Below are 14,672 nucleotides of genomic sequence, written 5' to 3' on the forward strand. Positions count from 1 at the left end.
AAAAGGAAAGCCTGTCAACGCCGCCTCCTTAGAAGAAGGGGCACTATCACAAGCGCAATAAGGGCAGCCGGACCGCAAATGCCGCCCCTGGATCCCGACGGAAGTGTGTACTCGATCTTAACCTGAGTCGGAACCTTGGCCATCATGGCGGAGTAGTCCTTCCGCAGCATACCGTACCTGAGGTAGACATTGCTGTGTATGATTATCTCACGATCACTCTTCTTTTCGATCCTCATAACCACGCGACTGCCGTTTGCGTCTATGACTATGTCCTTCGGAACCTGCGTGAACTTCCCGCCACTGGGCAGGGTTATCCTGGTGGTTGTGGTCTGGTTGATGGACGCGTCGAGCCTGTTGAGGAAGGAGATATTACCCAACTCCAGAGAGGGATCGTACGTGTAGATGTAAACACCGTTGCTGTACTTGGTGTAGTTTGTGAGCTCCCAGTGGTAGAGGACCACCAGCGGACCGGTGCTGTTGGCGTTGAGTATCGTCACGTTGCCGCTCTTGACGGTCATTCCCTCACTTTCAAACTTCTTGGCGTAGCTCTGCATCAGCCCCTGCTCGGCTGTTTTCAACCCCTGGTACATGAGCTGAAGTTTCAGATAGGACACGTAGCTCTCGGGCTTCAGATAGCGCTCCTCACGGTTGAGAACCGTGACGTCCTTCCCGATGCTTATGTTGTTGTCCACGTTAAGGACCCAGGAGGTGTAGTTCTCAACTCCCTTCTGGCCCCGATACTGGATTATGAAGCTCCGTGGGTTGCCGTATATCTTGTTGATGTCCTCAGGGGTAGCACCCTTCTCGAAGTGCAGTCTCGAATGGATGTACACGGTGTTGCCCTCCGTTCTGACCTCTATCTTTATGTAACTACCGTGGGACTCACTCTCGTAGTTCTTCGGGAGCTTTGTCACGTTGACACCGGCTGGAAGCTGGACCACGAAATAGTTGTCAAAATCAAGCGTCTGATTCATCTTGGTCACGTCTATGTTGGCCAGATCCGCCGCCCTCAGCAGGTCGAGGGAAATCTCCCATACGTTGTCGTACGTGTAGTACTTTGAGAAATGAGGTATTACCCCCCTGAATATCTCGACAAGGGGGCCCGTGGTGTTGTACCCCCGGATCTCAAGACTGGCGTTCTCCACGGTCAAACCCAGCTTGCTGAGGATCCGTTCCTCCTGACCAATGAGGAGCTTTGTGGCGTTCTCCAGACTCATGTTCATAATGCTCTCTTTGGTCCTGTTGAGCAGATTCTCCGGACCGTAAAAGGTCTTTATGAAAGTGACGTTAGCCGAACCATCCTCATGAACGGTGTAGTACTGCTCCTGTTTCTCCGAATAGGGTTCCAGAGCCAGTGCAGGCCCCAGGATGAGACCAATCCCCAGAAGCAACAGAACACCAAACACCAATCTCTTCATTCAGTTTACCTCCAAACAGCTACTTGTCTTAAAAAGACGGGGGGGTATTTAACCTTTCCTACAATGCACGGATACAGTCAGAGGGGCCTGAGCGAGACATCTCCATAGACAACCCTGCGGAGCTCACCGTTCACGTCCAGCAGCAACGAACCATCGTCCAGAACGTCCACGGCCCTTCCGATGAAAGATGATTCATCCAGAGAGACCTCAACGGTTCTCCCGAGGATAAAAGTCCTTTCCCTGACCTTCACCATCAAAAGATCCGGTCTTGCTTTGTAGAGGCGATACCAAGCGTTCAGATGGAAGACAAGCCGCTCAAGGACCTTATCCAGCGGAACCTCAACACCGGTCAGGTAAATCATCGAGGTAGCGGTTTCCCTGAGCTCCGCAGGCAGGGAGTTGTTGACGTTGAGTCCAATACCGAGGATCACGTAACGCCCGGCCTTCCCTTCCGTTAACACGCCCGCTATCTTCTTCCCACCAACCCAGACGTCGTTGGGCCATTTTATCCCCGACCGTATCCCGAACTCATCCAGTACATCGCCCACCGCGAGGGCACCTGTAAAGACGAGTCTGGGATCAACCTTCTTCGGTTTCAGTATCATACTCATCCAGAGCCCGCCCTCGGGCGAGGCCCACGACCTGCCCTCCCGGCCCCTTCCTGAGGTCTGCCTCCTGGCGACGACCACCGTCCCCTCGGGTACATCGGGGGCCATTCTCCTGGCGTACTCGTTTGTCGAATCGACTTCCTCAAGCCGGAGTATCCTTGGCTTAAGCTCTTCCACAGAACCCACCCATATGGGACTGGGACTTCCGGCTTAAAACCTTGTTCCAGAACCCACCGGAATCAAAAATAAAGGGAAGGTCACTGCCATTTACTTTTGTCCAGCTCCCCTTCGGTCTTGGCCACTATCGTCGTTCCAGTTAGATCACCGGTTACGTTGACCATCGTTCTGCCCATGTCAAGGATGGCATCGATTCCAAGGATCATGGCATAGGCAAGGGCCACAGGGCTTCCCGATGTCAGGTTGAGGCCAACACTCTGGAGAACCATGGCGAGCATGATGGCCCCCGCACCGGGAACTCCCGCTGTTCCAATTGACGCCAGAACCGCCGTTAGGACGACCACAAGTTGCTGGCTCGGTGCCAGCGGCTGACCTATGGCGTTGGCCACGAAGAGTACAGTAACCCCTTGGTAGAGGGCAGTTCCATCCATGTTTATCGTTGCCCCCAGCGGCAGTGTAAAGGAGAATATACCCCTGTCGATGCCCATTTTCTCCTCGGCCACGTTCATCGTAACGGGCAGGGTACCACTGGAGCTCCTCGTCACAAAAGCCGTCACCATGGCGTCCTTGGCCTTCTTGATAAACCTGAGCGGGTCGATACCGAACACCTTAAGGAGCACGAAGTAAACCAGTAGAATCTGAAGCGTCAGACCGACGTACACCGCGAGCACGACCTTTGCTAGTGGACCGACAACTCTGGCCCCCTGCTCCGCCATGACGTAGGCGATAAGGGCAAAGACACCCACCGGGGCGTACTGCATGACCCCTCCGACTATGAGATACATCGCCTCGGCAAGACCATCAAAGACCTTGAGCAACACGCCGGCACTGGTCCTGATGCGCTCCTCCTCTCTGTTCATCAGGTAGGTTATGGCTATGCCAAGGACTATGGCGAAAAATATCACCGGCAGAACGGCCCCGTTAGCCAGCGAGCCGAAGGGGTTGGTCGGCACTATGTCCAACAGGGTTTTAACAAGGGACGGTGACGAAGCCTCTATCGCCTTCCCCTGACCGGTTCCAAGGTTTATACCGGTTCCAACCCTGAACAGGTTGCCCATTAGCAGACCGAAGAACACTGCAAAGGCAGAGGTCAAGAGGTAGTAGACCACTATCTTAACGCCAACCCTGCCCAGCCGCGCTGGACTGATGCTGGCCGCTCCCACCACAAGGGACGCGAGGACTATTGGCATGACCAGCATCTTCAGCAGGCGAACGAAGAGGTCACCGAACGGCTTTACGTAAGTCTTGACGACCCCTGCATACCCGTAGTGCCCGAGGATAAGTCCCACGACCGCACCCAGAATCAGACCCCAGAGTATCTTCTGCAGAACCGGATAGTCGAGATACCTCCTAAGGAGTCCCATGGCCGACACCTCGAACGTCAGGCAATGCACCCAGCAGGCACATGCCGTCTATCTTTAGACGTCAATGTATATAAAGCCTACTTAATGCCCCATAGTCGTATCGTCCAGAAGGGACGCCCAAACAACCCGCGGATTGTCACGCAAACATGAACACGAGGATGACGAGGCAAAAACCTTAAATCCCCCGAAATATATATCACCCCGGGTGATTAATGTGGACGCATACCAGAGCGTCGGGATAAGAAGAAGGATGAGGAGGTTCTTCCGCAGAAACGGGAGGGCGCTTATATTCGCGATGGACCATGGTTTTGAGCACGGTCCGACCGATTTCGAGCCGGTCTGGGAGCACGTCAACCCGAAGGTCATCATAAAGAAGGTCACGAGGGCCGGTGTGGACGGCGTCATGATGCTCCCCGGGATCGCTAGGGTGGCCGCCGATGAGGTTAGAGGGCAGAGGGGGCTCATGGTGAAACTGACCAGCAAGACCGCCCTTCGACCCGGAGATGGCCAGCTTCTCCAGAGCCAGCTCGCATTTGTTGAAGACGCAATAAAGCTCGGCGCAGATGCGATAGCAGCCACCGTCTACTGGGGCAGTCCCGCCGAGGACGTCATGATGCGTCAGTTTGCGGAGGTGGCGAACTACGCCCACGACCTCGGCTTCCCCGTCGTTCAGTTCGCCTACCCGCGCGGGCCGTACATAACGGAGAAGTACGGCAGGAAGGAGGACTACCGCGTCGTCATGTACGGTGCAAGGGCGGCCGCCGAGACCGGTGCCGACATGATAAAGACCTACTGGACCGGTTCAAAGGAGACCTTCTCCAAGGTGGTTGATGCCGCCGCCGGCGTTCCGGTTCTCCTCAGCGGGGGCGCAAAGGCGGAGAACCCCCTTGACTTCCTCAGGGTGGTCAGTGGGGTGATTGAGGCAGGAGGAGCTGGAGCCGTCGTAGGCAGGAATATCTTCCAGCGCGAGAACCCCGAACCAATGATAAAGGCCCTCTTAAGGGTGATACACCGCAACGAGGAGCCGGAAGAAGCCGCCAAGGCAGAAGGGCTCCTCTAAACCTTTTTTTACGTTCATCGCCGAAATAAGGTTCAACCTCCGTCGGAACTTTTTTAAACACATGGACATTTAGGGGGCTTATAAATTAGTGACGGCACGGAAGCAGGTGATATCTATGGTGGAGATAATAGACACGACGTTTAGGGACGCCCATCAGTCCCTCCTGGCCACGAGGCTTCAGACCCAGGATATGCTCCGTATAGCGGAATCGATGGACAGGATAGGGTTTTACTCGATGGAGGTTTGGGGAGGGGCAACGTTCGACGTCTGCATCCGGTACCTTCAGGAGGACCCCTGGGAGAGGCTGAGGCTCCTGAGGGAGAGGATCAGAAAGACGAAACTCCAAATGCTCATACGGGGGCAGAACCTCGTTGGCTACCGCCACTACCCCGACGATGTTGCGGAGAAGTTTGTAGAGCTGGCCCATAGGAACGGAGTAGACATCTTCCGAGTCTTCGATGCCCTCAACGACGTCAGGAACATGGAGACTGTGATAAAAAAGGCCAAAGAGGTCGGTGCCGAGGTTCAGGGGGCCATAGCGTACACGACGGGGCCGGTCTTCACCCTGGAGTACTACCTCAAGAAGGTCGAGGAGCTCCTCGCGCTGGACGTTGACGTCATCACCGTAAAGGACATGGCAGGTTTGCTGACGCCCTGGAAGGCTTATGAACTCGTAAGCGAGATAAAAAAGACCTATGGGGTCCCAGTAAACGTCCACACCCATGCAACCACCGGGATGGCAGTGGCCACTTACCTCAAGGCAATAGAAGGTGGAGCGGACTTTGTGGATACCGCGATAAGCCCCCTAGCATTCGGAACCGCCCAGCCAGGGATACAGACGATATGGCACGCGATCCCCGAGACCCTTGGCCACCTAAACCGCGAACTGATTCATGAGGTATCACGCTATCTCAAGAAACTCCTGGAGGAGAAGTACGGCGGACTGCTCCACAAAGAGACACTCATGGTGAACCCCTACGTTCTCAAGTACCAGGTTCCCGGAGGTATGTACTCGAACCTGCTGATCCAGCTGAGGGAGATGAAGGCCATAGCCAAGCTGGACGAAGTGCTGCATGAAATACCCCATGTAAGAGAAGACCTAGGCTGGCCGCCGCTCGTGACCCCAACCAGTCAGATAGTGGGCACGCAGGCCGTTCTGAACGTCCTGTTCGGCAGGTACGAACGCACAACGCAGGAGGTAAAGGACTACGTGAAGGGCCTCTACGGACGGCCACCGGCCCCCATAAAAGAGGATATCAAAAGAAGAATCATCGGGAAGGCGGAACCCACCACTGAAAAACCGGCAAACCTGCTCGGTCCCAGGGTTGAGGAGTGCAGGAAAGAGCTTGAGGAACTCGGCTACCTTGGGAAAGAGGAGGACGTTCTAACCTACTGCCTGTTCCCGGAGGTGGCGGTCGGGTTCTTCAGGACAAGGCAGGAGGGAAGAAAAGGGTCGGAAATCCCACAGAAGGCCCAGAAATTCAAGATATACGTGAACGGTGTTGAGTTTGAGGTGGGGGTTGAGGGAGTAGACCTGAGCGCACTCAAATACCTGCCCCGGATAGGGGGGGCTCCATCTTCCCCCAGCACCCCAGCTACCACCTCACAGACTCCTGCAGTTCCAGCTTCGGCACCCGTACAGACCTCTACGGTCCCCGCTGTTCCAGCGGTTCGGGCTTCGGCTTTGGCGGGTGGGGGTGTGGTTACTGCACCAATGCCGGGTAAAATTCTGAGGATTCTCGTGAAGGAGGGTGAGGAGGTTAAAGCGGGCCAAGGACTCCTCACACTCGAAGCAATGAAAATGGAGAACGAAATACCAGCACCAAAAAACGGCGTGATAAAAAAAATCCTCATAAAAGAAAACGACACCGTCAACACAGGCGACCCACTAATAGAAATCGGGTAGCCCGCGAATCTCTCCTCTACCCATTTTCATTTCAGCGACATGAAAGTGTTTTAACCGATGGATCAACGCTGAACTTTCCATCATAAGTTAAAAGACGAGATATTTTCGGACTTTTTTTTACCGAAAAACATTTATATTCCGGACGTGTACGTTAATGTGCAAAATCTATCGGAGGTGCAAATATGGACTCTGCTGTAATTGTATTGATAGCGGCAGCCCTATACGTTGGTCTGTACTTCAGCTATGGTAAGAGCCTTCAAAACAAGGTCGTCAGGGCCGACCCGGACAGGCCGACCCCGGCACACAAGCTATACGACGGTGTTGACTACGTCCCGGCAAACCCCGTTGTCCTCTACGGACATCACTTCGCATCTATAGCGGGTGCGGGACCCATCGTCGGTCCGGCCGTGGCAATGGCATGGGGATGGATCCCCGGACTGATGTGGGTCTGGTTCGGGAACGTATTCATAGGCGCCGTACACGACTACCTGTCACTGATGTCGTCGGTTCGCTACGACGGTAAGTCGGTTCAGTGGATCGCAGGGAAGCTCATGAGCAGGAGAACAGGAATAGCCTTCGAGCTCTACGTCTGGTTCTCGCTGGTTCTTGTGATTGCAGCATTTGGAGCGGTTATCAGCGGCATCTTCGTCAGCACACCAGGAGCGGCGACTGCTTCATGGTTATTCATGCTCGTCGCAGTGATCCTCGGCCTGCTCCTCTACAGGTGGCAGGTAGACTTCAAGCTCGGAACTATAATCGGCATTCTAATGCTCATCGCCGTGATATACATCGGATTCAAGTATCCAATAGCGGCCAGCAAACATGTGTGGCTCATCGCCCTCGGACTTTACGTCATAATAGCATCTGCGTTGCCCGTGTGGATTCTCCTCCAGCCAAGGGACTACCTCAACGCTTACATACTGTGGTTCGGTCTCATCCTCGGAGGCCTAGCCTTCATCATAGTGGGCATCAAGGGCGTCGGCGGTTTCTCAGTACCGGGCTTTACAACGTGGAGCGCCAAGGTCATAGGTAACGCCAAGCTCGGTCTGGCGGGTATAAAGCCATCCCCGTTCTGGCCAACGATACCGCTGGTAATCGCATGTGGTGCCCTCAGCGGGTTCCATTCTATCGTCGGTTCCGGAACCACCTCGAAACAGCTTGACAACGAGCTCCACGGCCTTATGGTTGGTTACGGCGGAATGTTCACGGAGGGATTCCTCTCAACCATAGTCATCTCCTCGATAGCGGTCTTTGGTCTTCAAGTCTTCAAGGACCTCAACATACCGGTAAACTACGGTAACTGGGGGCAGCAGTACGCCTACCAGGTTGTCTCCCATGGGCTCAAGGTTAAGATATTCGCCCTCAGCTATGCTTACGGCGTCAACCATGCATTTGGAATCTCCGTCCACGCGGCCGCGCTCTTCGCGAGCCTTTGGGTTGCGGCCTTCGCCTTAACCACCCTCGATACAGCCACGAGACTCGGTCGTTTCGCCTGGCAGGAGATCATGGACATGGTCAACGGACCGAGCATACTCAAGAACAAGTGGATCGCCTCGATTATCCTAGTGGCCTTTGGTATCTACATGGCATGGGGAGGAAGCTTCCTCATCCTGTGGCCCGCCTTCAGCGGCATGAACCAGATGCTGGCAAGCATCGCCCTCATGACGGCATCGCTCTGGGTCGCCAAGGTGCAGAACCCGCACGGCTCCTGGAAGTGGGCGGTCATTATACCAGCGCTGTTCCTGTGGATCACGGTCACGGCGGCCCTCCTATGGTTCCTAGTGGTTGTCAAGCCGGGAATCTGGGTCAGTGTGATAACCATCGTCGGCCTGCTGCTGAACATAATGCTCGTCATCGACTGGTACGCCGCGTGGAAGAAACCCTCCGAGGAGTACGCCGCGATGGCCACATAAACCTTTTGTTTTTCTTTCAATTTTGGGGGTGATCACGTGCAGAAGATAAGGGACTTCTTAAAGGGCTTTGGAGAGGCCTTCAGAGACCAGTCAACGGAGTACATAGAGTTCGAACTGAAGGAGCTTGAGAACGTCTTCGCCCTCGTTCTAATGGGCTCCTTTGTGGGCATACCCTCTCCTCCGACCACCCTTGTCCTCAGGCTGATGCCGTATATGGCGGACGAGATACGTGTCATGGAGAGCCGTGCGGTGAACCTCGACGACGTCTTCGCCCAGGTGGCGGGAATGTTCGACATAGATTGAACGAAGGGGTGGTACAATGCGCGACTATCTGCTCCCGAAGAGGGGCTTCAGGGTTATCTTTGTCATCGGAAAAGGGGGGGTTGGAAAAACGACGACGAGCGCCTCGATATCCATCGCTCTCGCAGAGAGGGGTTACAAAACGCTCGTCGTCTCCCTGGATCCCGCTCACAACCTTGGTGACGTCTTTATGGAAAAACTCAGGGACAAACCGAAGAAGCTGTCTGAAAACCTCTACGCGAGCGAACTCGACATGGAGAAACTTATAGAGGGCTATCTCAAGCACCTTGAAAAGAACCTCAAAAACATGTACCGCTACTTAACCGTCATAAACCTAGAGAAGTACTTTGAGGTCCTCAGCTACTCCCCGGGCATAGAGGAGTACGCCACGCTCGAAGCGGTAAGGGAGATACTCAACGAAAATAGCCAGTGGGACATCATAGTCTTCGACACGCCGCCAACTGGCCTTACTCTCCGCGTTCTGGCCCTGCCGAGGATTTCACTCATCTGGACGGACAAGCTCATCGAGATAAGAAGGAAGATACTCCAGAGAAGGAACGCCGTCGTCAAGATAAAGGGTGAACAGACGTACAACATCGATGGCAGGGAGTACCGGCTACCAAAAGAGGAGGGAGAAGACCCGGTCATGAAGGAGCTCCTCTCATACCGCTCGGACGTGGAGCTAGTAGAGAGAATCATCACAGACCCAGAGAAGACGAGCGTCGTGGCTGTCATGAACCCAGAGATGCTCCCGCTCTACGAGACTGAGAGGGCCGCTGAAAGTCTGCGCAAGTTCAAGATTCCGCTCAACCTCGTAGTCGTGAACAAGGTCATCACCCTGAGGGAGGAGATACCTGAGCTCAGGGTCAAGATGGACGCCCAGAAGGCAGTCCTCAGTGAAATAGATAGGAAGTTTAAGGGTATTGAGGTAATGAAGATACCGATGTTCGCCGAGGAACCGCGCGGGTTGGAATGGCTCAGACGCCTCGGGAGAATGGTCTTTGAAGGGGAGGGCACAGAAGCCGCTTGAAAAGATTGACTACTAGGGAGTACACGTGGGGCCAGTTGAAACACTCCAGAGTCGATTTTCACGCAGGCGGAAAGAACGTGCCCGACGGACCCAGCATGGGAAAGTTTGAAATACAGGACACAAATATAAGGTATTACCGGAATGGTGGTGATCATGGAAATAAGTTCGACCCTGCTGTTCGCCCTTATGGTTGTTGCGGCACTCACATCGATACAGTTCTACAAAGGCAGGAAGCTTAACCTTCAGATCATGCAGCACTACCTCAGAACCATTGAAGAGGTGGTCAAACCCGATGACAAGGAATACGTGTGGCTCGGTGGCTACATAGGATTCCGTGCGAACTACCGGGTGAACAGGGACAACGTGAGAAAGTTCGAGTACACACTCACCCTGCTCCCGAGGCAGAGCCTGCTCTACTTCCCGATAGCGTTGATAACGAGCCGGCATGATAAGATATACTTCGTTGTAAGGCCGTTCTCTCAGATAAAACATGAGATTCACCTGATTCAGAAGGGATACTACAGGATGCGCCCCAACATAGAGAACGAGGACCTTCTCCAGAGGGATACGGTGGTGATCGAGGGTAAGGAGTACGAGGTCCTCTTTGAAAAGAGACGTGATGTGGAAAGCCTCAGGGGACTCATAGCATCGATGTCAAAGCCGGAGAACGTCAAACACGTTTCCCTGACCCCCAAAACCAATGTCCTCTACGTCCTGATGAAGCCGGAGCCAGATACCATAGACCAAGACGTCAGAAAGATACTCGACTTCACCAACCGGAAGCTGAACGAAAGTTCTTTCTCTTCTTAACCCTGGTTCCCACAATCCTTTTATTGCCGGGACCCTTAGAAAATGCCCAGAGCACTATAGTGGGGGATGAAGGTGGACTTTTATAAACTGAAGTCGGGAACACCCGACAGGGGCTGGGTCATCCTAGTTCACGGCCTTGGCGAGCACAGTGGAAGGTACGGTAGGCTCATCTCGATGCTCAACGATGCCGGCTTCGCGGTCTACACATTTGACTGGCCAGGTCACGGGAGGAGCCCGGGCAAGAGGGGACACGCAACTATAGAGGATACCATGGAAATAATCGACTCCATGATCGCTGAAATCGGCGAGAGACCTTTCCTGTTTGGCCACAGTCTCGGCGGCTTAACCGTCATAAGATACGCTGAGACGAGACCGGAAAGGGTAAGGGGTGTCATCGCCTCATCACCTGCCCTAGCCAAGAGCCCAGAAACTCCGGGCTTCATGGTGACCCTCGCGAAGTTCCTCGGGAAAATCGCCCCGGGGATGGTTCTCTCCAACGGGTTGAAGCCGGAACTCCTATCGAGGAACAGAGAGGCGGTGAAGCGCTACATTGAAGACCCACTCGTCCACGACAGGATATCCGCAGCTCTGGGAAGGAGCACCTTCAAGAACATGGAGCTGGCACACAGAGACGCAGGAAGGATAAAGGTTCCAGTGCTGCTAATCGTCGGCACCGGTGATGTCATAACACCGCCCGAGGGCTCGAGGAGGCTTCTGGAGGAGCTCACCGTTGAGGACAAAATGCTCAGGGAGTTCGAAGGAGCTTACCACGAGATATTCGAGGACCCCGAATGGGGCGAGGGGTTCCACGAAACAATTGTTAAGTGGCTGGTTGAAAAATCGTACTTTATGGACCGATAAAAGAGTTCTACTTCCAGCAAACTATTTATCCGGGGCTTTTTTCTTTAACACAGGTGGTACTGTGAAGTGGGAACCGTCGATAATCCTTCTGGCATCTGACGATTTTCTGGTAGAGGGTCTGGCGGAACTGCTCAGGAAGGCCGGATACGCGGAAGCCGGTAGGGAGTACAAGAAGAAGGGAGATGCCAGGCTCATCACGGTCATCGGAGAGAGGGAAAACCCGTTCCACGGGCGGGAAAGGCTCTTGGTTTCTCTTCTCAGGGGAAGGGCCAGGAGCGAGTGGCTCAAGTCAGTATTAAAGAAGCACTATCCGGTGGTTCTCATAGTACTCGACGGAAATCTGTCAGAGCTGGAACTGAAGGGGGTAAAGGTGTTGGGCCCCAAGTGGCTGGCAGAGGCCTTCAACAGGTACTCCATAGAACCCCCGCGGACGCTCCTCGAAAAGCTAATCGGAGAGAGAAGCAAGGAAGAAGTCGAGTTCAAGGAGTTCATCTTAGACGGGCCGCTCGTGAAGCCCCTAAACACCAAGAGGCTCGTGGAAGAGGCCAGGAGGGTGGCAGCGTACAAGTACAGCTTTTCCCATGAGGCCGCGAAGGTTAAGGCGCTGAGGCTGGAGCTCAGGCCCGTTTACATCGTCTCATGGAGCAGGGAAAGCGATAGCGGAAAGGCCCTCGTGGACGGCGACAGTGTGGTAATGAAAGCGGAGGGGGAGCTGAAGGGTCTAGCTATGAAGGTCCTCCTGGAGGACGTCGCGACGGTCCAGGCTACTGAGGTAGAGATCAAAGAAGCGCCCGGCCCGGAGAGGTTCGTCATCGAGGAGGCGGTCCGGAAGGAGTGGCTCGACCTGAAGGTTATCCAGACGAGGAAGGCCTACGTCCCTGAGGGCGCGGAGCTGGTTCTTGGGGCGGGCAGGAACGAGGTCAGGGTTCATTTCGACTTCAACGAGGGGCGCGTCTGGGCCGAGGCGGAGCTTCTTCCCGATGAGGTTCTCCTGGAGCTTGCCAGAAGGGCCGTCTTTGATGCCACAGGGGAATATCCAGAAGTCATTGAGGCAACGAAGAAGGGCCGCTTCGCAGTTTTCAGAGGGAAAACGAGGCGGTATCTATTTGAGGTGGAGATCAACTCCTACAGCGGCGAGGTTAAGGGAGTCTCTTCCGCCCTGAGCGAGGATGCTATACTGGAAACCCTGCTCGGCAGGTACTCAGACGGCAGGGTAATAGGAATCGAGAGGAAGCCTGAGAGGATCGTGGTGGACCTGATAACTGAGGGAACCGTTAAAGTCCTCTCCCTTGAACCCAGGACCGGAGAGGTTCTGGAGGAGAAAAGCCTAAGCCCGCCGGTGAAGGCTCTTCGGAAGGCCCTCGGAAGCGTTCCAGAATTGGGTCGCCTTGAGCTCAAGTCCTGCAGGGTGACGAACCACGAGACTGTCAGGGCGGAGTTCGAGGGGAGAGGAATAAAGGCGAGCATAACGTACGACGGGTCCAGCGGCGAGATCATCGAGAAGAACGTCGCCATAGAGCGGGACCTGGCAGTGGAGCTGACCCTGGAGCGCTATCCAGGATTCAGGGCTGTCTTCGTTGAGGAATCCGATAAAGGGTTCAGCGTAACCCTTGAGGACGAGAGACAGGTAGTAAAGCTATTCGTGTCAAGGGAAGGCAATCTGGAAGAGACGGACAGGTTCATAAAGGGAAGCGTCATCGAGGAGATAGCCCTTGAAAGAATAGCCGAGGTCGAGCCCAACCCATCGGTGGAGGGGCTGAGGCTCTCGGACCACTGGGAGGTCGAGTTCACCGGTTCGAAGACCTTCGGAAAGCTGGTGATCCACAGGGAAACGGGGGAGGTTCTTTCCTTTGACTACCAGTACATAGAGAGCGCCATAGCGAAGGCATTCGAGAGGTTCGTGGGGGAGAACTACAGGGACAGCGTCTCAATAGAATGGGTCGCCCACAACATCGAGGAGGGCTACGCGAGCATAAAAGGAGTCGGAAGAAAGGGAACGTACTTCGCCAAGTTCAACACCCTGACCGGCGAGCTGCTGGAGCACGACTTCGTCCCTGCTGGAGGGCTGACGTCAAAGCTCAGGCTGGCGCAGGTGGAGGGCAAGTACACGGTTAAATGACTTCCCTCCTGTCTATTATGTGCTCCAGCTCGGGACCCGTCTTTATGAGTCCAACCGGAACACCGACCCTCTCCTCTATCTCCTCAACGAACTCCCTGGCCCTCCTGGGCAGTTCCTCGTAGTCGGTGACACCAAAGGCATCCTTATCGTACTTGTCGAGCATCGTCAGTGCGAGCATTGTCGCACCGTTAATTCTGGCCGAGTAGCGGGCGAACTCAAAGTCGAACCAGCCCACTCTTCTCCTCCTACCTGTGACGGTTCCGTACTCGACAAGACCCAGCCTCTCAGCCTCATCCTGGCTCATCTCGGTCGGGAACGGTCCAGCTCCCACCCTCGTCGGGAAGCTCTTGAAGACCATTATGACGTCATCAACCCTCGTTGGACCTATTCCGACGTCGCTCGCTATGGCGGAAGCGGTGGTGTCCTTCGATGTGACATAGGGATAGGTGCCGTAGTAGAGGCTCAGTCCAAAGCCCTGCGTTCCCTCGACGAGTACGAGCTTCCCTTCGTCCAGAGCATCGTTAATTTCCTGAGCCACATCCGTTAGGTATGGCTCAAGCTCCGGAATATCTTTGGCAAGCCTCGCCCGCCTCATGACCCTGTCGGCGTTTGCCGGTCCGCAACCGCTCCCGGTGGTTCCTATATCCTCGTGGAGGTAGGAATTTGAGCGGTCGAACCTCTTGTGTTCGTCCTCGATGATTGCACAGCGGTTGTCAACCCCAACCCTCTCGGCGATGTTGAAGTCCCTGAGGTGATGGAGCTCGTGGAAGAAAACCTCTGGATCCACCAAAACGCCGGCCCCGACGAGTAGCCTGGCCTTCGTCTGCATGAAACCCGTCGGAAGTTGCCTGACCGCGTACTTCTTACCGTTAATAAAAACGCTGTGGCCCGCGTTCGTCCCGACGCCGCCGCGTGCTATGATCTCGGGCTCATCCTCCAGGGCAAGGTGCGCTATAACAGAGCCCTTGCCCTCGTCTCCCCACTGACCGCCAACAACGATGTAGCTCGGCATGGCTCCTTACCCATATTTAAGTTAAGAAGAGCCTTATAACAATTTCGAAATCAACATATAAACAGCAAACCTTTCACGGGGACGTTCCAAAAGG

12 protein-coding genes are annotated in these 14,672 nt (G+C 54.7%); 8 read left to right on the forward strand and 4 right to left on the reverse strand.

What is annotated here, in order from left to right:
- Nucleotides 1–14: 14 nt before the first annotated feature.
- The 3 genes from MVK60_RS02955 to MVK60_RS02965 form a co-directional block, all read right to left on the reverse strand.
- Complete coding sequence (locus MVK60_RS02955) at nucleotides 15–1,418, reverse strand: CGP-CTERM sorting domain-containing protein (RefSeq protein ID WP_297436296.1); 1,404 nt, start codon at nucleotides 1,416–1,418, stop codon at nucleotides 15–17.
- Nucleotides 1,419–1,495: 77 nt separating this feature from the next.
- Nucleotides 1,496–2,212 carry a biotin--[acetyl-CoA-carboxylase] ligase gene (locus MVK60_RS02960; protein ID WP_367270819.1) on the reverse strand — a complete coding sequence of 239 codons (717 nt, stop codon included), beginning with the start codon at nucleotides 2,210–2,212 and terminating at the stop codon, nucleotides 1,496–1,498.
- A 71-nt stretch (nucleotides 2,213–2,283) separates the two neighbouring features.
- Nucleotides 2,284–3,567 (reverse strand): dicarboxylate/amino acid:cation symporter, encoded by a 1,284-nt coding sequence (locus MVK60_RS02965; RefSeq protein ID WP_297436298.1) that lies wholly within the window; start codon nucleotides 3,565–3,567, stop codon nucleotides 2,284–2,286.
- Between the two features lie 214 nt (nucleotides 3,568–3,781).
- On the opposite strand from MVK60_RS02965, the gene fba reads away from it, so the two are divergent.
- The 8 genes from fba to MVK60_RS03005 all read left to right on the forward strand — a co-directional run bounded on the left by fba (nucleotide 3,782) and on the right by MVK60_RS03005 (nucleotide 13,566).
- Nucleotides 3,782–4,627 (forward strand): class I fructose-bisphosphate aldolase, encoded by an 846-nt coding sequence (gene fba, locus MVK60_RS02970; protein WP_297436363.1) that lies wholly within the window; start codon nucleotides 3,782–3,784, stop codon nucleotides 4,625–4,627.
- Between the two features lie 115 nt (nucleotides 4,628–4,742).
- On the forward strand, nucleotides 4,743–6,533 hold the full coding sequence (locus tag MVK60_RS02975; protein ID WP_297436365.1) for a pyruvate/oxaloacetate carboxyltransferase: 1,791 nt from the start codon (nucleotides 4,743–4,745) through the stop codon (nucleotides 6,531–6,533).
- 182 nt (nucleotides 6,534–6,715) lie between these two features.
- The gene (locus tag MVK60_RS02980; protein ID WP_297436300.1) at nucleotides 6,716–8,446 is read left to right on the forward strand and encodes a carbon starvation protein A; all 1,731 of its coding nucleotides are present in this window, start codon (nucleotides 6,716–6,718) and stop codon (nucleotides 8,444–8,446) included.
- Nucleotides 8,447–8,482: 36 nt separating this feature from the next.
- Complete coding sequence (locus MVK60_RS02985; protein WP_297436302.1) at nucleotides 8,483–8,749, forward strand: hypothetical protein; 267 nt, start codon at nucleotides 8,483–8,485, stop codon at nucleotides 8,747–8,749.
- Between the two features lie 16 nt (nucleotides 8,750–8,765).
- Complete coding sequence (locus tag MVK60_RS02990) at nucleotides 8,766–9,776, forward strand: ArsA family ATPase (RefSeq protein ID WP_297436303.1); 1,011 nt, start codon at nucleotides 8,766–8,768, stop codon at nucleotides 9,774–9,776.
- Between the two features lie 153 nt (nucleotides 9,777–9,929).
- Entirely contained in the window at nucleotides 9,930–10,586 is a 657-nt protein-coding gene (locus tag MVK60_RS02995) for a hypothetical protein (protein ID WP_297436367.1), read from the forward strand.
- A 66-nt stretch (nucleotides 10,587–10,652) separates the two neighbouring features.
- Nucleotides 10,653–11,447 carry an alpha/beta hydrolase gene (locus MVK60_RS03000; protein WP_297436305.1) on the forward strand — a complete coding sequence of 265 codons (795 nt, stop codon included), beginning with the start codon at nucleotides 10,653–10,655 and terminating at the stop codon, nucleotides 11,445–11,447.
- A 61-nt stretch (nucleotides 11,448–11,508) separates the two neighbouring features.
- Entirely contained in the window at nucleotides 11,509–13,566 is a 2,058-nt protein-coding gene (locus MVK60_RS03005) for a hypothetical protein (RefSeq protein ID WP_297436307.1), read from the forward strand.
- On the opposite strand, the gene MVK60_RS03010 is transcribed toward MVK60_RS03005, so the two are convergent.
- On the reverse strand, nucleotides 13,559–14,578 hold the full coding sequence (locus MVK60_RS03010; protein ID WP_297436309.1) for an adenylosuccinate synthetase: 1,020 nt from the start codon (nucleotides 14,576–14,578) through the stop codon (nucleotides 13,559–13,561). The two genes, MVK60_RS03005 and MVK60_RS03010, sit on opposite strands and share 8 nt — an antisense overlap.
- Nucleotides 14,579–14,672: the final 94 nt, after the last annotated feature.

The sequence above is a fragment of the Thermococcus sp. genome (assembly GCF_026988555.1).
GTDB lineage: Archaea > Methanobacteriota_B > Thermococci > Thermococcales > Thermococcaceae > Thermococcus.